Genomic DNA, 25,496 nt, shown 5'->3' with positions numbered 1-25,496 from the left:
ATGAAGACGCGCCATTGGAAGCAGGCCGCCGCCTTGGCGGGCGCGATGCTCGCAGCCTGGGGCGCGGGGGCCGCCGCTCAGCCGGCCGTCCCTGGCCTTGATCCCAGCTTCGAGCGCGACGCCTTCCCCTCGACCTACCAGCCGGTCGCCTCCGAGCCGACAGCCATCATCAACGCCACCTTGCTCACCGCTGCGGGCCCGCGCATCGATCAGGGGGCGCTTTTGATCCGGGACGGCAAGATCGCCGCCATCGGGCGCGACATCGCCATCCCCGCCGGGGTGCGCGTCATCGACGCCAAGGGGCGTTGGGTCACGCCCGGCGTCGTCGATCCGCACTCTCACATCGGGGTGGGCTCCAGCCCCGGCGAAGCCAATGGCGACGGCTCCAATGAATCGGGGCCTAACGCCGCCGGCATCTGGGTCGAGCATGCGGTCTGGCCGCAAGACCCCATGTTCGAGCGCGCCCTGGCCGCGGGCGTCACCACCACCATGATCCTCCCCGGCTCGGCCAACCTCTTCAACGGCCGCACGGTGACGCTGAAGATGGCGCCCGCCCTGTCGCCTCAGGCCATGAAGTTTCCGGGGGCGCCCTACGGTCTGAAGATCGCCTGCGGCGAGAACCCCACCGGCGGCGGTCCGGGCAAGCCCGGCACCCGCGCGGGCGGCATGCTGGGCTATCGCACCACCTTCCTGGCCGCCGCCGCCTATGCCGAGCAGGTGCGCGAGTATCGCCGCAAGGTGGCCGCCGGCCAGACCGCGCAGCCGCCGCGCCGCGATCTGGCGCTCGAGACGGTGGCCGCGGCCCTCGACGGCAAGGCCAAGGTCCACATCCACTGCTATCGCGCCGACGAGATGCTGCAGATGATCGATCTGTCGCACGAGTTCGGCTTTAAGATCGCCGCCTTCCACCACGCCCTGGAAGCCTTCAAGATCGCGCCGGTCCTGGCGCGCGAAGGCATCCCTGTAGCCACCTGGGCCGGGGACTGGTCCGGCTACAAGATGGAAGCCTACGACTCCGTCATGGAGAACGCCGCCTTCGTCCAGGCCGCGGGGGGCGTGGCGGCCATGCATTCAGACAACGTCATGATCATGCAGCACCTCAACCACGAGGCGGCCCGCGCCATGACCGCCGGCCGCGAGGCCGGCCTGGCGGTGGCCTATGAGGACGCCATCGGCTGGCTGACCCTCAATGGCGCCAAGATCTTGGGCGTCGACAAGCAAACCGGCTCCCTGGAAGTGGGCAAGGATGCCGATGTGGTGATCTGGAGCGCCGATCCCTTCAGCGTCTACAGCCTGGCCGATCTGGTCTTCATCGACGGGGCGGTCATGCACGACCGGGCAAACCCGCCCGCCAAGCCAAGGTCGGACTTCGAACTGGGCGTTCAAAAGCGTCCCGCGGGGGTGGTCCAATGATCCGAAAGCTCGCCCTGGCCGCCGCCGCGGCTTTCGCGCTGGGGGCTCCAGCCTCCGCGCAGACGCTCGCCATCATCAACGCCCGCGTTGTCAGCATGGGCCCGGCCGGCGATCTGGCCAGCGGCGCGGTGCTCATTCGCGACGGCAAGGTCATCGAGGTCGGGGCCAGCGTGCGGACGCCGCAGGGCGCGCGGGTGATCGACGCCAAGGGCATGACCCTCACCCCGGGCCTGGTGGCGACGGTCTCGGCCATCGGATTGAACGACACCATCGGCAGCGGCTGGGGCGGACGCGGATCGTCTGATCCTCGCCTCAGCGCCGGCTTTGACGTGGCCTATGACGTCAATCCCAACTCGCCGCAGATCGGCGAGGCCCGAGTCGAGGGCGTGACCTCGGCCGTCGTCGCGCCCAATCCCGCTTCGGCGGCGGCGGCCGGCGCGCCGCGCAAGGCGTTCGGCGGTCAGGCGGGGCTTATCCGCCTGGTATCGACCAGCGACTATCTCGTCGCGCCCCACATCGCCGTGCTCACCGCCGTAGGCGAAGGCGCAGCTTCCTCCGCCGGCGGCGGACGTGGAGCCTGGCGGGTCCTGGTCAAGCAGTCCCTGGCGCTCGCCCGTGACTATCGCGCCGGGCGGATCGACGAGGCGCGGCTGGACGCTCTTTCGCTATCGCGTCCCGATCTGGAGGCGCTGGTCCCCATTGTCGAGCGACGGGCGCCGCTGCTGGTCGAGGTCAACCGCGCTTCGGATATCCAGCTGGTGCTCGCCCTGGCGCGTGAGGAGAACATCAAGGTGGTGCTGTCGGGCGCGGCCGAGGCCTGGATGGTCGCCAATGAGATCGCCGCGGCCAAGGTCGCGGTCATCCTCGACGCCGAGGACAACCAGGCCTTCACCTTCGACAGCCTCAACGCCACCTATCGCAACGCAGCCCTTCTCGATGAAGCAGGCGTGCTCATCGCCTTTAAGCCCGGCATCGCGCGCATCGTCTTTCTCATCCGCACGCCGAGTTTCCAGGCGGGGCGCACAGTCCCATATGGCCTGGCCTGGGATCGCGCCCTGGCGGCGATCACCGTCAATCCCGCGCGCATCTTCGGTCTTGAGGCCACGCGCGGGAGCATCGCGCCAGGCAAGGTCGCCGATCTGGTTCTATGGAGCGGCGATCCCCTGGAGACCACCACGGTCGCTCGGCATGTGTTCATCGAGGGCGTCGAGCAGCCCATGAGCTCGCGCAACCGCGAGCTTCGCGATCGCTATCTGCCCTCGGTCAAGCCGTCGGCGACGGCGCCTTAGATCCCTCGCAGCAAGGACCCGCCATGTCGCTTCTTACCCGCCGGGCGCTGGGCGTCCGGTCCATCGCCTCGGTCCTTGCGGCCAGCGCCGGCTCAGCCGCTATCGCCAAGTCTGCCGAGGCGCAGGTTCCATCGCCCGCCACAATGTCCTCGAAGGTGACGATCGGCGGCAAGACTATCGCCTATAGGGGCGTCGCCTCCGAGATCATCCTGCCGACCAAGGCTGGCGCGCCGGGCGCGACCGTTTTCTCGGCCGCCTATCTGGCCCAAGGCGCCGATCCAGCGAAACGCCCGGTGACCTTCCTCTTCAACGGCGGTCCGGGCGGGGCCACCATCGCTCTTCGCGAGGGTCTGGCGCCGCGCCTGACCGTCAATGCCGACACCGCCGACGGGTTCGCCTTCGCCGACAATCCCCACAGCCTTCTGGACGTCTCGGACCTGGTGTTCGTCGACCCGCCAGGCGTGGGCTACAGCCGCTTCTTGACGCCCGGCGCCGAACGCGAGTTCTGGGGCGTGGAGGAGGATGCGACCGCCATGGCCGCCTTCATCCGCCAGTGGCTAGTCGACAACGGACGGCTTGCCTCGCCAAAGTTCCTGGTGGGCGAAAGCTATGCGGGCGTCCGCGTCGGCTTCGTGGCAGAGGCGCTCGCCGCCGACGCCCAACCGATAAGGATGAACGGCGTGGTTCTGGTCTCGCCCTCGACGGCGACCCGCGGCCGCGCCCCCCTGGCCGGTCCCGCCGATCCGGCGGTGCGGGCCCTGCCCAGCCAAGCTGCGGCGGCCTGGTTCCACAAGAAGGGCGCCTATGGTGATCGCACTGTTGAGGCGGTGGCAGCCGACGCCCATCGGTTCAGCTCCGGTCCATACGCCCAGGCGCTGGCGAAGGGCGACGCCATCCCACCGGCTGAGGCCGACAAGATCGCGGAGCAGGTGTCGCGCTATACCGGCTTCCCGCTAGCCGACATCAAGGCCTCGGGGCTCAAGGTCCCCACCGACAGGTTCGTGCGCGAACTGTTGTCTGAGACGGGCGAGCGCATCGGCGGATCGGACGCCCGCGCCAAGGCGCCGCGCAGTCTCACCGACACCCGCAAGGCGCCGTACGACGATCCGTCCACCTCGCCCTACACGCTGACCTACGACCTGACCAAGGCCGTGGAGGGCTTGTTCAGAGAAGAGTTCGGCTACCGTCCCGCCTCGGACTACATCCGGCTGTCCTACCCCGCCAATGAGCAGTGGAACCACAAGGTCGCGCGCGGTCCGGTCAGCATGCCGCTGATGTTCAAGGACCTGATGGCTCAAGACCCAAAGATGCGGGTGATCTTGATGCTCGGCTACTACGACCTGACCATCCCCTATGCAGGACCGATGGAGGAGTATCTAGCCGCCGATCTGGCTCAGGGGCGGTTCACCCACGAGGTCTACCCCGCAGGCCATGCCGTCTTCTCCAACGCCGCCAGCCGCGCCCAGGCGACCGACGCGCTCAGAGCCTTCTATCGATCGGCGCTCTGACGATGTCTCAAGTCGCTCGAAGCGGCCGTCAAAGGTCTTCTTACGGGCGGGCGGTGGGACAGCTCGTTGGGCGCTCTATTTTGAGTGGAGAGCATCGTGCCGCATATCGCATCGCCGCGTCCCTCAGGGCGGAACGGCATAGTCGGCGACATGGGCGTGCGGCCGGGCTAAATCTGCACGAACGCCGCGAAGGAACCCCGATGCTTGATCCTGAAATCCGCGATCATTCCGAGCTCAAGCGCTATGAGTTGGCGATCGACGGCGACGTCGCTGTCGTGACCTACAATCTGGGAGCCTCCGGCCTAATGGTCACCGAGACCCTGGTCCCAGAAGCCCTGGAAGGCCGGGGGCTGGCCAGTCGGCTCGCCAAGCATGTCATCGCCGACGCCAAGCAAAGGGGCATTGTGATCTTGCCTGTCTGCCCGTTCTTCGCCGGCTATTTTCAAAAGCACCCCGAGCATGCGGACGTGGTGCATCCCACCTATCGGCAAATCCTCGGCATCTAGCCGACCGCGGATCGCGCCTGGGCCGGTCGACAGGCGGGCCTAGTTGCAGTGTTCGATCAAAAGCTCGGTCAGCACGCGGATTTTACGCGCAGGATGCTGACCTGGCGCGCGCAGGATATAGGCCGCGGCCGGCGGCGGCGGATAATCCGTCATGACCTCAAGCAGCGCGCAAGAGGCGATGTGTTCATCGGTGAAGTCGTTCGGGACGTAGGCAAGCCCAAGTCCGGCGAGCGCGGCGGCGACGAGCGCGGCCGCGTTGTCGGCCTTGAAGCGGCCCTGGGGACGCACGCTGACCGTCTTGTCGCCATCCATGAACCGCCACGCCTCGGTGCCTTGCATCAAGGCTTCATGGTCGAGGATTTCCTCGGGTCTTTGCGGCGCCCCATGGCGCTCGATGTATCGAGGACTGGCCACCAGCTTGCCAAACACCGGCCCCACCCGTCGCGCGACGAGGTTGGAGTCCTGCAGATATCCGACCCTGATCGCGCAATCATAACCCTCCGCCACCAGGTCCACGAACTGATCGGTATAGCAGGTGTGGATGCTCAGCTTGGGGTGGCGTCGCGCCATCTCAGCTAGCACGGGCGCAAAGTGCGTCGGCCCGAAGGTCAGCGGCGCTGAGATCCGCAGGCGCCCGCGCAGCTCGCCTTCGGGAAGGATCGTTTCCTTGGCCACGTCGATCTCGGCGCTGATCTTGGCGGCGTAGTCGCGAAAGGTCGCGCCCGCTTCGGTGAGAACGGTGCCCCGTGTGGTCCGCGCCAGCAACTGCGTCCCAAGTTCCGCCTCCAGCCGAAACAGCCGTCGGCTGACGATGGATTTGGCCAGGCCAAGCCGGCGCGCCGCCTGCGAAACGCCCCCTGCGTCGGCCACCTCCACGAAGGTGCGCAGATCTTCGGTGTCCATACTGGCGTTCCTCAAATGGCGACGCGGCGTAGCCTGAAGGGGGCATACCGTGCCGCGATTGCAAATGCCAATGTCCAAAAAGGGGGCGTTGAAGGCGGCGTCTGTCCTCCCCCGAACCCTGTTTTGCCCCTGCAGCTGAGAGAATGATCATGACCCTGCGCAACGGCCTCGATTCACTCCTTCGTCCGGAGGACAGCGTCCTCGTGCTGATCGACCATCAGCCCTATCAGCTGGCCAATCTCAACAGCCACGATCCCCAAGCCGTGGTGAACAACACCACGGCCCTGGCCAAGGCCGCCAAGGCCTTTGGCGTGCCCACGATCCTGACCAGCGTGATCGCCGCGCGTGGCGGGCTGCTCTTTCGGCATATCACCGACGTCTTCCCCGGCCAGGAGGTGATCGACCGCACCTTCATCAACACGTGGGAGGACAAGAAGGTGGTCGACGCGGTCAAGGCGACCGGCCGCAAGCAACTGATCATCGCCGGACTTTGGACCGAGGTCTGCGTCGCCATGCCGGTGATCCAAGCGCTCGGCGAGGGCTGGGATGTGACCGTCGTCACCGACGCTTCCGGCGGCACCTCTGTGGAATCCCACCAGGTCGCCATCCAGCGCATGATCGGCGCCGGCGCAAATATGATGACCTGGATGGCCGTGGCCGCCGAATGGCAACGCGACTGGGCGCGCACCGAACATGTCGCCGACCTCACCGAGATTCTCATCCAGCATGCCGGCGGCAGCGGCGTCGCCTACCTGTGGGAGCAGCAACTGCTCAATACGCCCGTCGGGGCCTGATGAGGCGGGACGACGAGGCGAGATATAGCGGTCATTTGAGCCGCGCCTTGCGCCTCGTCGTCCACATCTCGCGCCCGTCGGGCGCTTCCTGTTCTAGAGCTGGTGACGAGCGACGACATGATTGAAATGGTGATTGAACAGCGACGTCGCAGTCTTGGAGGCGGGCTGGACGTCGGCCGCGTGCTGCCGTTCGCCAAGCGGCGGATGGTGGGGCCCTTCATCTTCTTCGACCACATCGGGCCCATCGATATCGGTCCCGGGGTCGGCCGCGAGGTCGATGTTCGGCCCCATCCCCACATCGGCCTTTCGACCGTCACCTATCTCTACTCTGGCGAGATGATGCATCGCGACAGCCTGGGCTACGAGCAGGTCGTCCGCCCGCAGGAGGTCAACTGGATGACCGCAGGCAGCGGCATCACCCATAGCGAGCGCCTCGAGAAGGCCAGGGCGGTGGGCGACCATCTGCACGGAATCCAGGCGTGGGTCGCGCTGCCGACGCAAGACGAGGAGACCGCGCCCGCCTTCGCCCACTACGAAGGCGGCGATCTGCCGGCCTGGCGCGACCAGGGCGTGCGCGGTCATCTGATCGCCGGCGACGCCTATGGCCTGACCGCGACGGCCCGGACCCATTCGCCGCTTTTCTATGTCCATCTGGATTTGGAGCCGGGCGCGAGCGCGGAAATCCCCAGCGGACACAGCGAGCGGGCCGTCTATGTGGCGAGCGGCCAAGTCGAGCTTGGCGGCCAGCGTCTCGTGGCTGGGCAGATGGCGGTCTTGAGCCACCAGGCCTCATCGGTGCATGCGACCTCTCCGTCGAACGTCATGGTGCTGGGCGGAGAGCCGGTGGGCGAGCGGTTCCTCTATTGGAACTTCGTGTCCTCCTCGCGTGATCGGCTGCGCCAGGCGGCCGAGGACTGGAAGGCTGGCCGAATGAAACTTCCCGATGGTGACGCCCTGGAGTTCACGCCGTTGCCCGATGATGCGCGGATCACGCCATCGGCGACCTCGTGAGCATTGGGGGCTGACCCGTCCCGGGGTGGTCCACCCAAGAGGTCTATCCAGCAGGCCAGGCCGTATTTCCCTCTACGAGCGCCTCGGGGCTTTGCTCGTCTTAGCTTCGAGCGCGCGACGAAGGTCCGGCCACATCGGCGTCTTGCGCAACCTCACGCCTGTCGCGGCGAAGATCGCGTTGGCCAGGGCCGGCGCAAGCGGCGGCACGCCCGGCTCCCCGAGACCGTGGGGAGGTTCAAGCGACTCGATGAAGCTCACGTCGATGCGCCGGGCCGCGCCATCCATGCGCAGCATCTCGTAGTCATTGAAGTTGCGCTGCTGGACCTGGCCGTCGCTTATGGTGATCGCCTGGCCCAGCGCCGCCGACAAGCCATCGTTGATGCTGCCCTCGATCTGGGCGCGCGCTCCATTGGGATTGATGATCATGCCCGCGTCCACCGCCGCGGTGACCCGATCAATGCGCAAGCGGCCGTCGGCGACCGTCACCTCAACGACCTGGGCGACATAGCTTTCGAAGGTGTAGTGCGCCGCAAATCCGCGCCCCGAGCCCTTGGGCAGCGGCTTGCCCCACCCGGCGGTCTCGGCCGCCCGCCGGATGACCGCCGCGTAGCGCCGGGTGTCGAACGTGCGGCGCGGCATCTGAGGCAGGTACATGTAGCTAAGGGCGCCGCCGGCTCCGATCATTTCAAGGCGCAGCTCCACCGGGTCTTGGTTTGTGGCGACTGCGATCTCATCAAGGAAGCACTCGATCGCGAACGCGTTGACGACGTGGCCTGGCGCGCGCCAGGCCCCGCGCGGAGCCGCCGATGGCAAAAGGTGATACTCGACCTGCATGTTCGGCACGTGACCGGCCGGGAAGTCGTCGGGATAGTATTCGATCAGTTTGGGCGCCAGATCGCCGGCTGCGCCCGCCAGACGTGAATGCGTCGCCAGTCTGTGTCGCCAACCCACGAGGCGGCCTTGAGGGGTCACTGCAGCGTCCAGGATGTGGCACGCGCCGGGTCGGTAGAGATCGTGCTGGATGTCGTCCTCGCGGGTCCAGACGAGCTTGATCGGGCGCCTCACCGCGTTGGCGATGATCGCCGCTTCGGCGACCATGTCCTGGTCGAATTTTCGGCCAAAACCCCCGCCCATGCGCACGAGCGTGACGTCGATCTGCAGCGGATCGATCCCCGTCACTGATGATATGACGGTCACGCCGGCGTCAGGCGCCTGGGTGGCCAGAATCGCCGTAGCGCGCTTGCCGTCGGGATCGACCGAAACGATGGCGTTGGGCGGCTCCATGCAGACGTGGGCGACCATCGCCGCCTCATACTTGGCGCTGATCCTTCCCGCACTGGGCGTTTGCAGACCCGCAAAATCCCCGTCCTTGCGGACGAGGTCGCCGGGGGTCGTCTCCATCTTCGCCCAGGTGTCGGCGTAGGCGCGCTCGGAGCTTTCGTCGGCGGCGGCTCCTTGCCCTCGGCTCCAGGTGATCTTGAGCGCCTCGCGGGCCTGCAACGCCTCCCAGAAGGATCTGGCCACGACGGCCACGCCCTCCGCCAGCGGCGTGCTTTTGGGGTTCAAAGGCGCCGCCGGCGCATTGGCGGCGTGGATGGGGACGAGCGCGACGACGCCGGGAAGTCCAAGGCCGTGGGCCTCATCCAAGGTGTCGACCTTGCCGCCGAGGTAGGGACAGCGGGCGATGACGGCGTGGAGCATGCCGGGCATTTCCGCATCGATCCCAAACAGCGGCTCGCCGCGGACGATACGATCCGCGTCCAGATGACGCTGAGGTTTGCCGATGATGGAGAACTGTTCCGGGGCTTTGAGGACCATTTCGCCGACCGGCTCGGGGCGCTTGGCGGCCTCCCCGGCGAGTTGGCCGTAGCTGAGGGTACGGCTGGAAGCAGCATGCCGCACGACGCCGCCTTGAGTTGTGAGTTCGTCCACCGGAACGCCCCAGCGTTCGGCGGCCGCCTCGAGGATCATCCGCCGCGCGCGGGCGCCGGCCTGCCGCAGGGGCATGAAGCCGACCCTCACGCTGTTGGAGCCGCCGGCGGTGCTTTGGCCGGCGCCCAGATACGAGCGTACTTGCCCTCGGGCGTTTCGCGCCAGACGCAGCGGCATCGCTTGGATCGATACCCGCTCGAACGGCACGTCCAGCTCTTCGGCGATGAGCATCGGCAGGGAGGTCGACACGCCCTGGCCCATTTCTCCGACGTGGAAGCCGATCGTCACCGCGCCGTTCGTCTCGATGCGAACAAACGGACCGATCTCGCCCATGAAGCGTGTGGCCGCGCGGCCGGCCTGCGGTCGGGCGAACACCAAAAGCGCGCCGGCCCCGGCCGCCGCCTTCAGCAGGTCGCGCCGGGAAGTCGTCAACGTCGCCGCGCTCATGCGACGCGCTGCTTCATGAGCTCGGCGGCGCGGCGGATCGCGGTGCGGATGCGCGTGTATGTGCCGCACCGGCACAGGTTCGTGAGGCTGGCGTCGATCTCTTCGTCAGACGGGCTCGGCGTTTCAGCCAGCAGGCTGACGACGGCCATGATCTGGCCAGCCTGACAGTACCCGCATTGAGCGACGTCCTCTTCGATCCAGGCCTGCTGAACAGGATGCAGGCCGCCGTTCGCTGCAAGGCCCTCGATCGTAATGACCGAGGCCTGGCCGACGGCTTCGACCGGGGTGACGCAGGAACGAACGGCCTGGCCATCCATATGAACCGTGCAGGCTCCGCAGGCGCCGACGCCACAGCCAAACTTCGGGCCCTTGAGGCCAAGCTGCTCTCGCAATACCCACAGAAGCGGTTGATCAGCAGGTACGTCGACGCGCCGTTTCTGGCCGTTTATGAGAAGGTCGAATGTCATCGGAGTCCGGAAGTTGGCGACGGAATACGTCCGTGAAGCTCACATCCAGTCGGCTCGACAACGCCGGTTTGCGCGAATAGCGTTCGCTTTTCGCCAACGCCGCAAGAATCCCTTGATCGCCCCCCGCACCTGGACCTCCCCGCTCTTCACCAGCTTTTACGGGGCGATCGCGCTGGGGGTCTTGCTTGGGTTCGCGGGGCCGTTTGGCTCCTACCAATCTCTGGCCTACCCCCAACGCTACGCCTTCTGGTTCGGCTGTGTGGCGACGGGCCACGCACTGGCGATCGCCACCTTGCAAATCCTTCGTCCCGCGGCGGCGTTCGCGCGTTTGCCGAAGCTCGCCGCGATCGTGATCGTGGCTTTGATCTCGACCCTGCCGATGATGTTCGTCGTGGCCTGGGCGCTCGGCGTGGTGAACCCCGCACAGTCGACGCCGCCCGGGCATTTGGCGTCGCTTTATGTTTCGGTGGCGGCGGTCCAGCTGGTCATCGCCGGCATCGCGATCTGGCCGTTTCTCTCCCACCGCGGGCCAGCGCGCTCTGTGGAGGACTTGAGCGCCGATCCGTTCTTCCAGCGCGTTCCTGATCGGCTGGGGCGTGAGTTGTTGGCCCTTGAGGCGCAGGACCACTATCTAATGGTCCATACACGTCGCGGTTCGGCGCTCATCCACATGCGCCTGAGCGAAGCCGTCAAACTCCTGCCGGGGCAGCTTGGCTTTCAAGCGCACAGGCGTTGGTGGGTCGCGCGCAAGGAAGTCGCGCGGATGCGCCGCGATGGGCATCAAACGCTCATAGAGCTGACCGGCGGTTTGACCGTACCGGTCGGCAGAACCTATCTCGCGGCGGTCCGCTCAGGCCTTGAAGCGCGTACTGCCTGAGGGCGCTCGCGGCGGTGGAAGTGAGAATGGCCGCAAGCACCGATCGGCAGGGCGTACGGGGCTACAACCGCCCTCCCGTCACAAAGGCGCGCACATCGTCATTGAAGGCCTTCAGGGTCGGCTCGTTGGTGTAGGCCATGTGGCCGCCCACATACTGACGCTGGATCACACGGTCGCGCGGGTAGTCGCTTTGCGAGACCAGGTAGCGCGCTGGGCCCACCGTGGTTGTCAGGTCGAAAATCCCCGTGCCGACCATCAGGCGAAACTTCGGATTGGCTGCGAAGGCCTTCGATAGCTGGGACTGGTAGTCGAAATCATAGAACGGCCCGCCGGGGCCCAGGGTCGGCGCCCAGCTCCAGCCGCTGGTCTGCGGCGCCGAGGAGCGATAGTCCGAGGCCGGCCAGGTCACCCCAAGGTTCTTGGCGTAGTGCTCCAGCATCATCGGCCCGATGGCCTGCATCGGCTTGAAGGAAGGGTCGGGCAGGCGTTCGCCCGGCTTAGGGATCGGGCCCACATAGCGGGCGTCGTACATGCCTACCATCAGTCCCTCGTCCTTCAGAAGCTCACGCTGGAAGGCCATCTTGGTGATGGTCAGGCCATTGGCCAGATAGTAGTCGGCGCTGATCCCCGTCATGGCCTGAAGCTTGCCGGCCAGGGCCTGGCGCTCGGAGGCCGGCAGATCGCTTCCACGCACGAGAGCCTGCAAATACTCGCCCATGCCAAAGGCGTAGGCCTCGTCGATGATCAGGTTCATCGGCCGGTCGCTGCGTTCGGCCTTGCCGTGATAGGCGGCGATGGCCGCCAGGGCGGTGATGTTGGTGGCGTAGGAGACAGCGTTCTTGGCCCGCTGGCTCGTCTCGATCATGTTCACCGCCTGGCCGAAGATGAACACGCCATCCAGCGGCAGGGTCTTGGCCAGCTGCCCAGCCATGAAGGCGGCGCGCAAGGTGCCGTAGCTTTCGCCCAAGACGTATTTGGGTGAGGCTTGGCGGCCATTGGCCTGGCACCAGGCGACGACGAAATCGGAAACTGACTGGGCGTCGCCCTCCACCGAATAGAAGTACTCGCGCTTGCCGCCCGGCAGGATGCGGCTGAACCCCGTCTCCGCCGGATCGACCATGACGATGTCAGCCGCATCCAGGACGCTGAAGCTGTTGTCGATCAGGCTGGGCGCCGGTTCAGGCGACCGGGGATCTTGCGCGACCGGCGGACGCTTTGGTCCCAGAGCCATCATGTGCAGGGTTTGAGACGAACTGCTCGGCCCGCCATTGAAGGCGAAGATCACCGGCCGGCTCTGGTCGGCCTTGTCGCGCACATAGGATGTGCTCACAAACCGCGCCGTCGCCACCCCCGCGCTGTCGCGAAGGATCGTCTCGCCCACGGTGGCGGTATAGTTCAGTTTTCGACCATTGAAGACGCCCGCGTGCCGGGTGACGAAAGGGCCAGCGGCCGCAGGTTCCTGCGCCCAGGCGCCGCCCAACCCCGCCAGTCCCGCCGCAGAAGCCGCCCCGGCCAGCCATTGGCGTTTTGTGATCGACATCGTCGCGTCCCCGTCTCGTCGCCCTGGCCCAGAGCCTAGCCAAGGCGCGCCGGTTTTTCCTTTCGAATGACCGTTCAGGCCAGGCCGCACCCGCATAGGCTATGCGCCCATCTGCCCCAAATCTGCATTGAACTTGTCACATCCATCCCGCGGCGCCCGCACTTCGAATAGAAATGCCGAGGCTTGCGGGTAGGATGATGCGGCCTTCGTGTTCAGCGCGAAGCCGGGGATCTTCAGATGCCGATACGACCCGCCGCCGTGGCCGCGCTCTTGCTCCTAAGCGCGGCTCCAGCCGCCCACGCTCAGGCAAGCGGCGCGCCCGCCGTGGCGAACCAGCCTCGCGCGATGACGGCCCAAACGCGCCATCTTGGCCGGTTCAATGATCAGAAGGTCGCCTACCAGGCGATCGTCGCCCAGACCCTCGTTCCCGACGCCTCGGGAATCCCAAGAGCCGCGATCGTCACCACGGCCTATGTCCGCACAGACGTGAAGGACTTGGCCGCGCGGCCGGTGATGTTCATCTTCAACGGCGGGCCGGGCGCCTCGACCACGCCCCTGCATTTTGGCGCCTTTGGCCCCATGCGCCGGGTGGGCGAGGGCGCTGAGCAGACGCTCATCGACAATCCGGTCAGCCCGCTGGACACCGTCGACCTGGTCTTCATCGATCCGGTTGGTACGGGCTACAGCCGCCCGTTCACGCCGCAGGATGGCAAGGCGTTTTGGAGCCGCACAGGCGACGCCGCCTCCGTCCGATACGTGATCGAGCAATGGCTGAAGACCAACCGTCGCCAGTCCTCGCCCCGTTACATCCTGGGCCAGAGCTACGGGACGACCCGCGCCGCCCTGATCGCCAAGGACGCAGCCGCCCTCAAACTCGACGGCGTGCTGCTTTTCGCTCTAGTGGGGGCGAGCGAAGGGCGCGAGATGCCCTTTGTGACCAGTCTGCCAAGCCTGGCCACGGTCGCCTGGTGGCACAAGCGGGGCGGCCACGCGGGCCGGTCGGTCGAGCAGGTCTATGAGGACGCCGTCCGCTTCGCCCGCACCGACTATGTGACCGCTCTCATCCAGGGCTCGAGCCTGCCTGCCGGCGACAGGCGCAAGATCGCTCAGACGATGTCGGCCATGACCGGGCTGTCAGTCGACTTCATCCTGTCCAAGGACCTGCGGCTGACCAATCGCGACTTCATGTTCGAACTGCTCAAGGATCACGGCCTGCGCACAGGTCAGCTTGACGGGCGCGCCACGCGGGCCCTCGACGCGCCGGCCCAACGCCCGCCATACGACGACCCAGGTCTGTCCTTCTCCTTGGAAAAAGCCCCGGCCGCGCCCAAAGCCGCCAAGCCCGATATCGCCGTACCGGTCGGCAAGGGAGAGTCGACCGCCGTTGAGGTCTATTTTCGCAAGACCCTCAAGTTCGACAGCCCTGAGACCTACACCTCCCTCAATCTTGAGGTGAACGCGGCCTGGGACCATGAAGGCATGGGCGACGCCAACGTCTTCCTTGGCCAGGCCATGAAGGCCGACCCCAAGCTTCGTCTCTTCTGGGCTTCCGGCCTCTACGACATCACCACGCCCGCCTATCGGGGGCGCTACGCCCTCGATCAGGCCGGCGTTCCCGCCGACCGTCTGACGGCGGCGCGGTTTCCCGGGGGACACTCGGTGTTCACCGAGGAAGGCAACCGCGCGGCCCTGGCCGAGGCCGTGCGCAAGTTCGTTCGACCCCAGGGGGACCATTGATGACCTTTCGCCTCGTTGCTCTGGCTGGGGCCGCCGCCCTGGCGCTTTGCGGGTCGGCTCTCGGCGCCACCGAACGCTACGTGGTCATCGCCAATGGCGAGAAGGTCGGCCATCTGACCGCCGAGGTCGAGGGGGCCAATGTGGCCATCGACTATGCGGTCAGCAACAACGGTCGCGGCCCCAAGGCGCGCGAGAAGATCACCCTGTCGCCCGACGGCCGCCCGGTCAAATGGACCATCGAGGGCTCCTCGCTGTTCGGCAATCCGGTCAACGAGACCTTCGACTGGAGCGCTGGAACGGCCAAATGGGTCAGCGCGCCCGACCAGGGGACGGTCAAGGCCGCTCAGCCGATCTTCTACGCGCCGGCAGACGCGAGCCCTTGGATGGACGGCCAGTTCGCCCGCGCGCTGCTCAAGGCGCCAAACCGCACCTTGCCCGTACTGCCGTCGGGTTCGATGCGCCTGGACGAGGTGCGCAAGCTCACCCTGGGCGAGGGCGCCAAGGCTGTGTCGCTGACGGTCTATGAACTCAGCGGCCTGGACCTGCAGCCAAGCATGGTGACGCTGGACGACGATGGCGAACTCTTCGCGCTGGGCGGTCTGGTGCGCGAGGGCTACGAGGCCGAGTTCAAGACACTCCAGGCCATGAGCCGCGAGATGGCGCTGCAGAGCGCCAAGGCCGCCCGCGCCAAGCTGGCCCACACCTTCCAAGGGCCGGTGCGCATCAAGAACGCGCGCATCTTCGACCCGCGCGCAATGACGGTGGGCGATCTGTCCGAAGTGGTGGTGTTCGACGACAAGATCGTCAGCATCGAAGCGGCGCGCCAGGGCCCGGCCATCAAGGGCGAGACGGTCATCGACGCCGAAGGCGGCGTGCTCGTGCCGGGTCTGCACGACATGCACCATCACGCTTCGCTGTCGTCGAACCTCTTCAACCTCGCCGCTGGCGTCACCTCGATCCGCGACCAGGGCAATGACAACGACGAGTTGCTTAGCCGCATCAAGATGCTCGAGGCTGGCGAGATCGCCGGACCCCGCATCGTGCGCAATGGCTTTCTGGAAGGCCGCAGCCCATATTCGGCGCGCAACGGCTTCATCGCCGATAGCCTTCAAGAAGCCCTGGAGGACGTGCGCTGGTACGCCGATCACGGCTACTGGCAGATCAAGATCTATAACAGCTTCAACCCCGACTGGGTCGCCCCCGTGGCCGCCGAGGCCCACCGCCTGGGCCTGGGCGTCAGCGGGCATGTGCCGGCGTTCTCTTCGCCCGACCGGGTCATCAAGGATGGCTACAACGACATCGCCCACGTCAATCAGCTGATGCTGGGCTGGATCTTGTCGCCTGAGGAAGACACCCGCACGCCATTGCGCCTGACCGGCATGGCGCGGGGGACCGATCTGGATCTGACCTCGCCCAAGGTGCGGGCGACCATCGACCTGATGAAGCAAAAGGGCGTCAAGCTCGACACGACCGCCGTGATCTTGGAGCGGTTGATGCTCAGCCGCGGCGGCCAGGTGAACCCCGGCGACGCGCCCTATCTGGACCACGTGCCGATCGGCTATCAGCGCTACCGCAAGCGCGGCTTCGTCACCCTCGAACACCCCCACGACCACGAGCGCTATCAGGGCGGGTTCGAGCGCGTGCTTGAGACCCTCAAGCTGCTCGACGACAACGGCGTACAGTTGCTGCCGGGCACCGATGACGGCACGGGCTTTACCCTGCACCGCGAACTTGAGCTCTATGTGAAGGCGGGCATCCCGGCGGCCAAGGCGCTGCGTCTGGCCACCCTCGATAGCGAGACCTATTTTGGGCGCGACCAGCAACTTGGCTCGATCGAACGCGGCAAGCTGGCCGACTTCGTGCTGGTGGCGGGCGATCCCACCAAGGACATCTCCACGATCCGCCAGGTCCGCATGACCATGGTGGGGGGCGTGGCCTACTACCCGGCCGAGATTTACCAACACTTCAGCATCAAGCCGTTCGCGCCCCCGCCATCGGTGTCAGTCTCGGCCAAGGCGGCGCCGCAATGATACGTCCCGTCCTGCTGCTGAGCGCGGGAGCCGTCGCGGCCGCCCTAGCCGGCGCCGCCCGGGCGCAGATCTTCGAGGCGAGCTTCAAGCCCCTTCGTCAAGGCGACGAGGTCACCGCGATCGAAGTGCGCTCGGTGCTTTCCGGTGTCAGCGGCGACGCCCCCTTCAGCCTCGCCGCGCCCGTGGTCTATGCGGGTGTGCCCGGCATCGCCGACCGGGTCCAGGATCTGACGGTCACCGATCCTCAAGGCCAAGTCGCCCTGACCGCCACGGACGATCCGCCCGCGCCTGGCGGCTTTCCCTATTTTCGGCATTGGAAGGCGCAGCGGCCCGTCAGCTATCCGGTCACCATCCGCTACCGCTCGCTGGTGCAGCCGGCGGGGTCACGCCAGGGGCCGCCATTCGGCATCCGCCCCTCGGGCGGCGGCGTCAGCGGCGCGGGCTCGGGTTTCCTGGTGATCCCCGAGCACGTCAAGGGCGGGGTTTCGCGCGTGCAGTGGGACCTCACGGACATGCCCGCCGGCTCGACCGGGATCGCATCGTTCGGGGAGGGGACCGCGCAGGTCAAAGGCCCCCCAGCGCGGCTTATGCAGTCCTGGTACATGGCCGGACCCGTGGGCCGCTATCCCGCGCACGGCCAAGACCATGGATTCAGCGCAGCCTGGCTTGGATCTTCGCCCTTCGATCCGGCGGTGGACGCGGCCTGGTCGGCCCAGCTCTACACATTCATCGCCAAGGATCTGCGGTACCTGCAACCGCCGCCGCCCTATCGGGTGTTCATGCGCTTCCTGGACACCCCGCCGGTCGGCGGCGGCACCGCCCTGCCCAACTCCTTCATGCTGTCCCAGGCTTCGGCGCCGCGTGATCCTGGGGCCGTCGGTCCACGCCGCACGCTCGCCCATGAGATGATGCACCAATGGACAGGCGGCATCGAAGCGCCCCAAGGCGTGTCCAGCTGGTTCAGCGAGGGCCTCAACACCTACCTAACCGCCGTGGTCCCAAAACGCGGCGGGTTCACCTCCCTTGGCGACTACGCCGCGGAGGTGAACGAAATCGCCGAGGGCTACTACGGCGTGGCCGCCCGCACTTGGACGGCCGAGCGTATCGCCAAGGCTGGGTTCGGCGACGAGAAGATTCGTCACGTGCCCTACAATCGTGGCGCCCTCTACTTTGCCGATCTCGATGCGCGCATCCGCGCCAAGTCCGGCGGCAAGCGCCGGCTCGAGGATGCGCTGCAGCCGCTTTTTGCGGCGCGCCAAGCGGGCCAGCGCTTCGATCACGCCGCCTGGAGAGCGTTCGTCGTGCGCGAGCTGGGGGAGGGGGCTGACCAGGAGTTCGAGGACCGCATCCTCAACGGCGTGCTGTTCACGCCGGTCACGGGCGTCTTTGGGCCGTGCGTCACGCTTACGCCCAAGACCTACACCCAAGACGGCCAGACTCTGGAAGGCTATGGCTTCACACGCCAAGCCGGCGTCCCCGACAGCGTCTGCAAGGCCTGGTGATGATGATGCGCCGCCTGCTACTCGCCCTCTTCGCCGCGCTGGTGCTGGCGGCTCCGGCCAAGGCCGCCGAGCCAGCCAGCCTGGCCATCGTGCTGACGCCGCGCGCTGAGCAAAGCCAGCTTGGCGTGAGCATGACGCTGGCGCGCCCTGATCTGAAGGCGGGAGATGGCCTTGTTCGCCTGCCCCTCATGCTCGTGGGCATTCCCAGCGCCCGCTATGACGGCGACGCCCTGACCGCCAGGGATGCGGCCGGCCCCCTGGCGCTGGTCCAGTCGCAAGAGCCGCCTACCCCTCAGGGGGTCTATCGCCGCTGGAGCGTCGATCGCCCCACCCAGGGCGATGTCGTCGTCCGCTACGCCGCGCCGCCGCGCGCGGTGACCGCCGCGACCAACAACGGCCCGTTGTTTGATCTGCGCCAGGAGGCCGGCGGCTTCATCGGCGCTGGCGTCGGTTTCCTGGCCACGCCAGTCAAACCTGGACCCTGGAAGGTGAACCTTCGCTGGGACCTGTCGGCGTCGCCCCCCGGCGCGCGCGGAGCCTGGACCTATGGCGACGGCGACGTCGAAATCGTCCTGCCCTCCGAGGCCCTGTCGTTCAGCTACTACGCGGCCGGCCCGCTCAAGAGCCACCCCGCGCAGCCAGGTCGCTTCCACCTCTATTGGTTAGGCGAGCCGCCCTTTGACGCCGAGGCCCTGGGTTCACGGATCGAGGCGCTGTTTGACCCCATGGCGGCCTTCTTCGAGGACGCCGGCGGGGCCTATCGCGTCTTCATGCGCCAGAACCCCTACAAGGGCATGGGCGGCAGCGCGCTCGGCCGCTCCTTCATGTTCGGCTATCACCCGCCCGCCAACCCTAAGATCGACGACCTGCAGGGCCTGATCGCCCACGAGATGGCCCATAATTGGCCAAGGATGCAGGGCGAGCACGGCGACACCGCATGGTACAGCGAGGGCATGGCCGAGTTCTATTCGGTGCTGCTCTCGCACCGCGCGGGCGTGCTGCCGGCCGAGCGCTTGCTTGAGACCCTCAATGACAAGGCCGACGCCTACTACTCCAACCCATATCGGGCCTTGAGCAACAGCGAAGGGGCCAAGCTGTTCTGGACCGATCCGATCGCCCAGACGATCCCTTACGGCCGTGGCTTTTTCTACCTGATCAACACCGACGCGGCGATCCGGCAGGCCAGCGGCGGGGCCCGCAGTCTCGATGACATCGTCAAGGCCATGCGCCGCCGTGAAGTGGCCGGGCGCTCGTTTGGGGTTTCCGATTGGCTGAACCTGGTGGGCGCTGAGATCGGCGCCGATCGCGCCCGCGCCGACTACGACCACATGGTCGCCGGCCAACTTCTAAAGCCCGCCGATCGCTTCGCGCCCTGCTTCAAGGTCGTCGAAAAGCAAAGCCGCGCCTTTGAGCTGGGCTTTGCGCGCGCTTCGCTCAACGACGCACGCGTGATCCGCGATCTGGTCCCCGGATCGGCGGCGGCCGCGGCCGGCGTTCAAAACGGCGATGTGATCGTCGAGGTCGATGCGATCGACGAGGTGCGCAAGGATCAGACCCGCGTCTTACGGCTCGTCGTCAAACGCGGCGACGCGCTCAAGACCATCACCTATCTGCCCAGGGGCGCGCCGCGCGAGGGCTATGCTTTCGTGCGCGACCCCGCCGCTTCGGCGGCGGCATGCCAGTTCTAGGAGCCGACCGCCGATGACCGCTAAGCTTCGCCATAGCGTGCGCCTGATCGACCTTGTCATGCTGGGGGCGGGAACGGCGATCGGCGCGGCCATCTTCACGGTGCTGGGCCCCGCCGCCAAGGTCGGCGGCGACGGCATCTTGATCGCCACCATCCTGGCGGCCGTGCCCATGGGGCTATTTGCGCTGGTCTATGCGTACCTGTCGTCGACCGCCCCGCTCACCGCCGCTTCCTTTGAGTGGCAAAGACGCTTCACCAGTCCGACGCTTGCCTTCGCCATCGTCTGGATGCGCGTGCTCTCCAATGCCGTCGTGATGATCGTCCTGGCCCGGGTGCTCCTCAACTACCTGTCCATGGTTGTGCCGCTGGCGCCGACTCCGACCATCCTGGGGTTTTTCGCCCTCATCTTCGCGCTCAACTATGTGGGCGTGGCGGTCGCCGCGCGCGCCCAGACGGTGTTGATGATCCTGCTGCTGGGCGCCTTGGCCATCTTCGTCTTCGCGGCCGCGCCTCGGTTTGAACCCCAGCTTTTCGTCGAGGCGACGCAAGGGGGCATCCTGCCGATCCTGGCGGCTCTGCCGCTGATGATCCAACTCTTCCTGGGCATCGAGACGGCGACAGAAGTGGGCGAGGAGGTCGAGGACGCTGAGCGCAAGATTCCGCTGGGCATGGCTGGCGCGCTCATCTTGACCATGGTCGTCTATCTGTCGGTCACCTTCGCGGCCATGAGCGCGATTGGATCGCAGGCGCTGGCCGCCAGCGAGGCGCCTTTGCTAGATGCGGCCAAAGCCGTGCTGGGTCCGATTGCAACGCCCCTGATCGTGACGGCGGCGGTCTTTTCCCTGACCAAATCCATGAACGCTGTCTTCCTGGTCTATTCGCGCTTCCTGTTCGCCATGGGCCGGGCGGGGGTGTTGCCCGCGCCCCTGGGCAAGATCCATCCCAAATTTGGCACGCCCCATGTGGCCAGCATCGTGGCGCTTTGTGGTTGCGTGGCGGCGGTGTTCTTGCCGTCGAGCTTGCTGTTCTTGCTCTTGGCGGTGAACGTGCCCACCATGATGAAGTACTTTGGCACCTGCTTGGCGGCGTTCAACGTGGCGCGCGCTCACCCAGAGGTTCATGCCGCGGCGCGGCTGAAATTCAAGCGCAGCACGGTCAAGGTGCTGGCCGCCCTGGGCTGCGTCGCGGCCGTCCTGATCGGGGGACTTGGCTTTGGCACGGACTGGCGGCCCTATGGCCTGCTCGCCGTCTGGCTCACGATCGGTCTGGCCTACTATGGCTGGCGCGCAGCCAAGGCGCGCGCCTAGTCTTTTCCCGCCCGAGCGACGCCGGCCGGGGCCCTGAGTGACGCCTCTTTGGCGATCCTTGTGACGTGGGTTATGGTCGCCTAGCCGGTCAAAGCCGCCTGATCTGGTTGCGGGCGCGCCGAACGGGCGTATCGGGCGGCAGGCTCCGTCACAGAGGCTAGGTTGACGCAAACCCGATTGAAGGGCCCCGAGCGCCGCGAGCGCTTCCTCGACGCCGCCGCGCAGATCGTCATCGAACAGGGCGTTTGGGCCGTGACCATGGATGGCGTGGCCGCGCGCACCGGGGTCAATAAGTCCTTGGGCTACCGCTATTTCGCCGACCGCGACGCCCTGCTCGAAGCCCTCTTCGAGCGCGAGACGCAAGTCTATGTCGAACGTCTGGCCGCCGACCTTCCCGCAAAGCCCAACTTCGAGGCTTGGGTGCGCGGGGCCCTCAAGCAATGGTTCCGCAAGGTCGATGAGCGGGGCGAACTCTTCATGCGGCTGACCAGCGACCATGGGCCCCTGGCCGAACGCGCCAAGGCCATTCGCCAAGCCGACGCCGCCGGCTGGAGCGCGGGCCTGCAAAGGGCCTATCGCCTGCCCGAGCCCCAGGCGCGGCAATATGCATGGTTCATGGTCGCTGGTCTGGCCGGCGTCTTGGCGTCGCGAACGGGTGAGGGCGACGAGGAGCTGATCGACACGATCACCCTTGCGGTCTTGGCTGGCGCCGAGGCTCTGAAGGCCAAATACGCACCGCCGAAAACCTGAACCCAAACACGCGCTCGCACTTCGCTACGCGGCAAAACGCGCGTTTAAAAAGGCGTTGCGAGACCCATTAAGTGACGATACCGTTACTTAAGTAGCCACCGACTTGTTGTCCCGGCTCAGGCGGCCACCAACCGCTTGGGCGACGCCGCGCCCTGCGCGCGAGCGAACGGCGACGGCTGTCTGAGGGTGCGCCAAGAACGCGGTCGCAAAGCGGCCCACCGGAGAGGAACGCCGCCAATGAATGTCAAAGGACGTCTGTCACCCCTACGCGCCAGCCTTTTGGCCAGCTGCGCCTGCGCCGCCGTCTCGGCCGGGCCTGAACAAGCCCTGGCTCAGGCCGTCGCACCAGCCTCCAGCCAGGAGGCTGTCGCCATCGATGAGATCATGGTGACCGCCCAAAAGCGGGCCGAGAACGTCCAGGACGTGCCGCTGGCCATCACCGCCGCGCGCGGTGAGGCGCTGGAGGCCCTGAACATCACCCAGCCGCAGCAGTTGTCGCTGATCGACCCCAGCGTGCGCTTCAAGCAAAGCCTCAGCAGCAGCGCGTCGGGCCTGACCATCCGCGGCGTGGGCACCAGCAGCTTCTCAGCGGGCATCGAGCAGAGCATCTCCACCGTCGTCGACGGTGTGGTCCTGGCCGATCCAGCCAGCCTGGCCACCCTGGCCGATGTGGAGCGCGTGGAGATCTTGCGCGGTCCACAAGGCATGCTCTTTGGCAAGAACGCCTCAGCGGGCCTGGTCCACTTCATCACCAACCGGCCAAGGCTTGGCGAAGACAGCGGCCAGTTGCACCTGCAGTTTGGCGAGCGTGGCGAACAGATCCTGCGCGCGATCGGCAATGTCGCCGTGGGAGATGACGCCGCCTTGCGCATCGTGGCCACCCACAACGCGCGCGATGGTCTGATCCGCAACGTCGCCAAGGACAACGCCCAGACCGATCCCCAGGACGTCAGCACCCTGACCCTGAAGTTCCTGTGGCGCCCGCGCGATGATCTGAACATTTATCTGGCGGCCGACCGCACCGAGAACCAGGCGTTCTGCTGCGCCTCGACTTGGCGCAAGGTCACCCCAGGCTATGCGCCGGCGGTCATCAACGCCCGCTATGGAATTGTGGCGGGTCCCAAGAACCTGGACGTCGCCGCCAACGGACCCTTCGACGGCAAGTCGACCGCGCAAGGCGCCCAGGCTCAGATCGATTACGAGCTGGGGGACCTGACCTTGACCTCCATCAGCGCCTATCGGTCGGTCAAGCGGTCTGGCTTCTATGACGGCGACCTGACCACGGTCAGCTATGTCGACGTCAACGGCGGCGCGGGCAAGACCGACTGGTGGAGCCAGGAGCTGCGTCTGACCTCGCCTATCGGCGAGCGCTTCGACTATGTCGCCGGCCTCTACCTCTATCGCTCCAAGGCCTCCTCCCTGATCCGTCAGCGCGGGCAGCTGAGCTGGATCACCCCCCTGACCAACGGCGCGGTCGTGCCGATCGTCCCGGGCGCGCCGCTGGGAACCGTCTTTGAGACGACCACCTACAACGACATAAACTCAAAGAGCATGGCCGCCTTCGGGCAGGTGGGGCTTCACATCACCCAAAAGCTGGACTTGATCGCTGGCGCCCGCCTTACCCGTGACGAGCTCAGTCTCGATTATCACCGCGCCCAGACCCCTGGCGCGGTCTTCATTCCAGGCTCGGTCGCCGTCACCCTGCATCAAGATGTCGACAACACCAACGTCTCCTGGCGGGTGGGGCCGCGGTACAATTTCAGCGACGACATCATGGCCTACGCCACCGTCTCGCGCGGCTATAAGGGGCCTGGCTTTAGCGGTCTGAGCGCAGCCAACACTCTGGCCGACCAGACCGTGCAGCCGGAAATCCCCACCAGCTACGAGGCGGGGATCAAGGCCGCCTTCCTGGACCGGCGCCTCATCGTCAACGCCAATGTCTATTCGACCGTGGTCAAGGACTTCCAGGCGCAGGTCTCCGATCTGTCCAGCGCCACCTATTCGTCGCGCATCACCAACGCCGGCAAGATCAAGACGCGCGGGATCGAGGCCAATCTGATGGCCCGCCCCACCGCCGACCTGACCTTGACGGCCGGGGTGGCCTACACCCACGCTCGCTACGCTGACTTCAACGGCGTCCAATGTTACTTCGGCCAGCCCAAGATCGCCCAGGGCGGCCCCTGCAGCGCCCCGCCCGCCAACCCCTCCTCCATCGACGGCTTCTTCAACGCCGCTGGCTTGCCGCTGGCGGGCGTGCCCGAGTGGGTCTACGGCGCGACCTTGGCCTATGAACGCCAGGTGACCCCGGGCCTGCGCGGCTTCTTCCAGGCCAACTGGAACTGGCAAAGCGACGTCAATTACGCGGCCAATGGCGATCCGGGCTCGGTCCAGAAGGCTTATGGCCTGCTGGGCGGGCGGCTGGGCGTCTCGGCGCCGGACAAGGCCTGGAGCGTGGCGCTCTACGCCAGCAATCTCCTGGACAAGCGTTACGCCGCTCAGATCACGCCCTCGCCGGTCACCGCGCTCAATCCCGGCGGCTATGTCCAATATTTCAGCCCCGACTCCGCAAGGCGCGTCGGGGTCAGCCTTGACGTGGCCTTCTAGGCGCAGGGCCGACCGACCTGACGCCCGACAACCAGTAAGAACCCTAGGGAACGAGACATGAAACACACCACAAGCCGCCGCGCTTCGCTGGCCGCCCTGGCGGGCCTGGCCGCCGCACCTTTGGCTCACGCGGCCGCCAAGACAGGCCCCAAGGGGGGCGCGCCCATGCCGCGGGTGACCATCTACCATCTGGAGGGGCGGCGATCGGAGCGCCTGGTCTGGCTCATGGAAGAGCTGGCGCTTCCCTATGAGCTGAAGTTCAAGCGCGGCGATCTGGCCGGGTCCATGGCCATGATCCGCCAGTTCAGCCCCGTCGTGCCCATGGCCCCCACGGTCACCTATGGCGACCAGATCCTGGTGGAGTCGGGCTCCATCATCGAACTCATCCTCAACCGGCACGCCGGCGGCCGGCTGCAGCCCGCCCTCGACAGCGCCGACTATCCCGATCACCTGATGTGGATGCATTTTGCGGAAGGCAGCCTGGCCGCGCGGCTGTTCTCCGATTATCGCGCGTGGACCGCCCAGCCGCCCAAGCAGCGCTCGCGTCTGGTCGATTCCGAAGCGGTCGTGCAGTTCGCTGAGAACTTCATCGCCAAGCGCCCTTGGTTTGGCGGGGCGGCGTTCTCCGGCGCCGACATCATGATGATGTTCCCGCTCAACGCCGCGACGGGCCTTAACCTGGTGGATGTGGCCCAGTTTCCCGCCATCGCAGCCTGGAAGGCCAAGATCGAGGCGCGTCCCGCCTACCAGCGCATGCTCGCCAAGGCGCGCCCCGATGGCATGATCGGCAGCCTGCCGCGCCTGCCTCAGCACGCGCCCTCCGGGCCGCGGGAGGGCAATCCTCTGCAGCGCTGATCGGCTGGCCCTTCAATCGGTATTTGTCGGTCACCTCGGCTGGGACGATGAAGTCTGCGCCGAGGTCGCGCTCGGTCCGTTCGTGCAAGAGCCAGCTATGTCTGGGCCGACGAAATACATGCGGGCTTATTTCGGCGCGGCCGTCTCGGGCGCGGCGGCCTCTGGCCTGAGCTCTATCGCGCGCCTTCTAGCTCGCCTCGAGGAGCCTACGCCCCGCCGCGCACCTTCGGCGTGACCGTCAATATGAGCATGTAGACGAGCCAGGATCGTTCGATGCGCCCCCGGCATTGGCTAAGGTCGGGGGCGCGGCGATATCTTTTGAGGATAAAGATCGATC

19 protein-coding genes are annotated in these 25,496 nt (G+C 66.5%); 15 read left to right on the top strand and 4 right to left on the bottom strand.

The features are described from left to right. From O5K31_RS16330 to O5K31_RS16315, 4 genes are all read left to right on the top strand, one after another. Positions 1–1,413 (top strand): amidohydrolase family protein, encoded by a 1,413-nt coding sequence (locus O5K31_RS16330; RefSeq protein ID WP_269714808.1) that lies wholly within the window; start codon positions 1–3, stop codon positions 1,411–1,413. Continuing rightward, positions 1,410–2,702: an amidohydrolase family protein gene (locus O5K31_RS16325; protein ID WP_269714807.1), complete on the top strand. Its 1,293-nt coding sequence runs from the start codon at positions 1,410–1,412 to the stop codon at positions 2,700–2,702. The genes O5K31_RS16330 and O5K31_RS16325 overlap by 4 nt, the downstream gene beginning before the upstream one ends. Before the next feature lie 23 nt (positions 2,703–2,725). Further along, entirely contained in the window at positions 2,726–4,210 is a 1,485-nt protein-coding gene (locus O5K31_RS16320) for a S10 family serine carboxypeptidase-like protein (RefSeq protein WP_269714806.1), read from the top strand. Between the two features lie 200 nt (positions 4,211–4,410). Next, on the top strand, positions 4,411–4,716 hold the full coding sequence (locus O5K31_RS16315) for a GNAT family N-acetyltransferase (RefSeq protein WP_269714805.1): 306 nt from the start codon (positions 4,411–4,413) through the stop codon (positions 4,714–4,716). Between the two features lie 39 nt (positions 4,717–4,755). Here the strand turns inward: O5K31_RS16315 and O5K31_RS16310 are convergent, their stop codons facing one another. Then, positions 4,756–5,619: a LysR family transcriptional regulator gene (locus tag O5K31_RS16310; RefSeq protein WP_269714804.1), complete on the bottom strand. Its 864-nt coding sequence runs from the start codon at positions 5,617–5,619 to the stop codon at positions 4,756–4,758. Positions 5,620–5,768: 149 nt separating this feature from the next. Here O5K31_RS16310 and O5K31_RS16305 point away from each other — a divergent pair, with 149 nt between their 5' ends. Both O5K31_RS16305 and O5K31_RS16300 read left to right on the top strand, forming a co-directional pair. Beyond that, positions 5,769–6,413 carry a hydrolase gene (locus tag O5K31_RS16305; protein WP_269714803.1) on the top strand — a complete coding sequence of 215 codons (645 nt, stop codon included), beginning with the start codon at positions 5,769–5,771 and terminating at the stop codon, positions 6,411–6,413. Positions 6,414–6,530: 117 nt separating this feature from the next. After that, positions 6,531–7,424 carry a pirin family protein gene (locus O5K31_RS16300; protein WP_269714802.1) on the top strand — a complete coding sequence of 298 codons (894 nt, stop codon included), beginning with the start codon at positions 6,531–6,533 and terminating at the stop codon, positions 7,422–7,424. A 72-nt stretch (positions 7,425–7,496) separates the two neighbouring features. On the opposite strand, the gene O5K31_RS16295 is transcribed toward O5K31_RS16300, so the two are convergent. Continuing rightward, the gene (locus O5K31_RS16295; protein WP_269714801.1) at positions 7,497–9,803 is read right to left on the bottom strand and encodes a xanthine dehydrogenase family protein molybdopterin-binding subunit; all 2,307 of its coding nucleotides are present in this window, start codon (positions 9,801–9,803) and stop codon (positions 7,497–7,499) included. Next, complete coding sequence (locus O5K31_RS16290; protein ID WP_269714800.1) at positions 9,800–10,270, bottom strand: (2Fe-2S)-binding protein; 471 nt, start codon at positions 10,268–10,270, stop codon at positions 9,800–9,802. The genes O5K31_RS16295 and O5K31_RS16290 overlap by 4 nt, the downstream gene beginning before the upstream one ends. 13 nt (positions 10,271–10,283) lie before the next feature. On the opposite strand from O5K31_RS16290, the gene O5K31_RS16285 reads away from it, so the two are divergent. Further along, positions 10,284–11,147, top strand: coding sequence for a LytTR family DNA-binding domain-containing protein (locus O5K31_RS16285; protein WP_269714799.1), 864 nt, complete (start codon positions 10,284–10,286; stop codon positions 11,145–11,147). Between the two features lie 61 nt (positions 11,148–11,208). Here the strand turns inward: O5K31_RS16285 and O5K31_RS16280 are convergent, their stop codons facing one another. Then, on the bottom strand, positions 11,209–12,687 hold the full coding sequence (locus O5K31_RS16280; RefSeq protein WP_269714798.1) for a S10 family peptidase: 1,479 nt from the start codon (positions 12,685–12,687) through the stop codon (positions 11,209–11,211). Positions 12,688–12,924: 237 nt separating this feature from the next. Here O5K31_RS16280 and O5K31_RS16275 point away from each other — a divergent pair, with 237 nt between their 5' ends. The 8 genes from O5K31_RS16275 (at position 12,925) to O5K31_RS16240 (ending at position 25,159) form a co-directional block, all read left to right on the top strand. Then, on the top strand, positions 12,925–14,424 hold the full coding sequence (locus O5K31_RS16275; protein WP_269714797.1) for a S10 family serine carboxypeptidase-like protein: 1,500 nt from the start codon (positions 12,925–12,927) through the stop codon (positions 14,422–14,424). After that, positions 14,424–16,454: an amidohydrolase family protein gene (locus O5K31_RS16270; RefSeq protein ID WP_269714796.1), complete on the top strand. Its 2,031-nt coding sequence runs from the start codon at positions 14,424–14,426 to the stop codon at positions 16,452–16,454. The genes O5K31_RS16275 and O5K31_RS16270 overlap by 1 nt, the downstream gene beginning before the upstream one ends. Further along, positions 16,451–17,956 (top strand): hypothetical protein, encoded by a 1,506-nt coding sequence (locus O5K31_RS16265; protein WP_269714795.1) that lies wholly within the window; start codon positions 16,451–16,453, stop codon positions 17,954–17,956. The genes O5K31_RS16270 and O5K31_RS16265 overlap by 4 nt, the downstream gene beginning before the upstream one ends. Further along, on the top strand, positions 17,956–19,644 hold the full coding sequence (locus O5K31_RS16260) for a M61 family metallopeptidase (protein ID WP_269714794.1): 1,689 nt from the start codon (positions 17,956–17,958) through the stop codon (positions 19,642–19,644). The genes O5K31_RS16265 and O5K31_RS16260 overlap by 1 nt, the downstream gene beginning before the upstream one ends. Before the next feature lie 13 nt (positions 19,645–19,657). Beyond that, positions 19,658–20,950, top strand: coding sequence for an APC family permease (locus O5K31_RS16255; protein WP_269714793.1), 1,293 nt, complete (start codon positions 19,658–19,660; stop codon positions 20,948–20,950). 162 nt (positions 20,951–21,112) lie between these two features. Further along, positions 21,113–21,700: a TetR/AcrR family transcriptional regulator gene (locus tag O5K31_RS16250; RefSeq protein ID WP_269714792.1), complete on the top strand. Its 588-nt coding sequence runs from the start codon at positions 21,113–21,115 to the stop codon at positions 21,698–21,700. 237 nt (positions 21,701–21,937) lie between these two features. After that, positions 21,938–24,304, top strand: a complete 2,367-nt coding sequence (locus O5K31_RS16245; RefSeq protein WP_269714791.1) for a TonB-dependent receptor — start codon at positions 21,938–21,940, stop codon at positions 24,302–24,304. 57 nt (positions 24,305–24,361) lie between these two features. Beyond that, positions 24,362–25,159, top strand: a complete 798-nt coding sequence (locus O5K31_RS16240; RefSeq protein ID WP_269714790.1) for a glutathione S-transferase family protein — start codon at positions 24,362–24,364, stop codon at positions 25,157–25,159. Positions 25,160–25,496 lie beyond the last annotated feature (337 nt).

This window comes from Caulobacter sp. NIBR2454 (assembly GCF_027474405.1).
Lineage (GTDB): Bacteria > Pseudomonadota > Alphaproteobacteria > Caulobacterales > Caulobacteraceae > Caulobacter.
Note: the sequence above shows the minus strand (reverse complement) of the source record. Positions and strands in the feature narration are given on the sequence as shown.

Coding starts and splice junctions, on each gene's coding strand:
- O5K31_RS16245 (WP_269714791.1), top strand. CDS start 21,938: ATGAATGTCAAAGGACGTCTGTCACCCCTACGCGCCAGCCTTTTGGCC.
- O5K31_RS16300 (WP_269714802.1), top strand. CDS start 6,531: ATGATTGAAATGGTGATTGAACAGCGACGTCGCAGTCTTGGAGGCGGG.
- O5K31_RS16305 (WP_269714803.1), top strand. CDS start 5,769: ATGACCCTGCGCAACGGCCTCGATTCACTCCTTCGTCCGGAGGACAGC.
- O5K31_RS16320 (WP_269714806.1), top strand. CDS start 2,726: ATGTCGCTTCTTACCCGCCGGGCGCTGGGCGTCCGGTCCATCGCCTCG.
- O5K31_RS16310 (WP_269714804.1), bottom strand. CDS start 5,619: ATGGACACCGAAGATCTGCGCACCTTCGTGGAGGTGGCCGACGCAGGG.
- O5K31_RS16280 (WP_269714798.1), bottom strand. CDS start 12,687: ATGTCGATCACAAAACGCCAATGGCTGGCCGGGGCGGCTTCTGCGGCG.
- O5K31_RS16275 (WP_269714797.1), top strand. CDS start 12,925: ATGCCGATACGACCCGCCGCCGTGGCCGCGCTCTTGCTCCTAAGCGCG.
- O5K31_RS16290 (WP_269714800.1), bottom strand. CDS start 10,270: ATGACATTCGACCTTCTCATAAACGGCCAGAAACGGCGCGTCGACGTA.
- O5K31_RS16270 (WP_269714796.1), top strand. CDS start 14,424: ATGACCTTTCGCCTCGTTGCTCTGGCTGGGGCCGCCGCCCTGGCGCTT.
- O5K31_RS16265 (WP_269714795.1), top strand. CDS start 16,451: ATGATACGTCCCGTCCTGCTGCTGAGCGCGGGAGCCGTCGCGGCCGCC.
- O5K31_RS16295 (WP_269714801.1), bottom strand. CDS start 9,803: ATGAGCGCGGCGACGTTGACGACTTCCCGGCGCGACCTGCTGAAGGCG.
- O5K31_RS16325 (WP_269714807.1), top strand. CDS start 1,410: ATGATCCGAAAGCTCGCCCTGGCCGCCGCCGCGGCTTTCGCGCTGGGG.
- O5K31_RS16315 (WP_269714805.1), top strand. CDS start 4,411: ATGCTTGATCCTGAAATCCGCGATCATTCCGAGCTCAAGCGCTATGAG.
- O5K31_RS16330 (WP_269714808.1), top strand. CDS start 1: ATGAAGACGCGCCATTGGAAGCAGGCCGCCGCCTTGGCGGGCGCGATG.
- O5K31_RS16260 (WP_269714794.1), top strand. CDS start 17,956: ATGATGATGCGCCGCCTGCTACTCGCCCTCTTCGCCGCGCTGGTGCTG.
- O5K31_RS16240 (WP_269714790.1), top strand. CDS start 24,362: ATGAAACACACCACAAGCCGCCGCGCTTCGCTGGCCGCCCTGGCGGGC.
- O5K31_RS16255 (WP_269714793.1), top strand. CDS start 19,658: ATGACCGCTAAGCTTCGCCATAGCGTGCGCCTGATCGACCTTGTCATG.